Raw genomic sequence first — 383 nt, forward strand, 5'->3', positions numbered from 1 at the left:
TCTTTTACACGATTATTCATTTCTCGTGCTGCTCGATTAGTGAATGTTAGGTTGACTATATTATCTTCATCAACACCATTTTCTAAGGCTTTTAATAACCTCTGTGTTAGGATTTCTGTTTTTCCTGTACCTGGAGGCGCCAAGACTATGTGTTTACCTTGGGTAATATTGATTATATTTTGTTGTTGTTGATTCAAACTACAGCTTTATTTATTCCTTTACAAAGTGATGAATAGTGTGAATTATCCTTTCTTAATAGCATAAATACATCCTCAGTAATATCTGGCAATCTTAAAATTAATTCATCTTGTTTACCAACTTTTTCAAATGTTGTAAAGTGAGAAAAATGATGTAAAACCTTTAGATCATTTACTTCATCAACT

The 383-nt window shown here is 30.8% G+C and carries 2 protein-coding genes; both read right to left on the bottom strand.

Going from position 1 to position 383, the window contains the following annotated elements; all coding sequences use genetic code 11:
* On the bottom strand, window positions 1–197 hold a 197-nt coding region (locus G4L40_RS12865; RefSeq protein ID WP_235922652.1), incomplete at its 3' end, for a UvrD-helicase domain-containing protein.
* Window positions 194–383: hypothetical protein (locus G4L40_RS12970; RefSeq protein WP_207785390.1), on the bottom strand; the 190-nt coding region annotated here is incomplete at its 5' end. The genes G4L40_RS12865 and G4L40_RS12970, both read right to left, overlap by 4 nt.

The organism is Flavobacterium celericrescens (genome assembly GCF_011392075.1).
In the GTDB taxonomy this organism is placed as follows: domain Bacteria; phylum Bacteroidota; class Bacteroidia; order Flavobacteriales; family Flavobacteriaceae; genus Flavobacterium; species Flavobacterium celericrescens.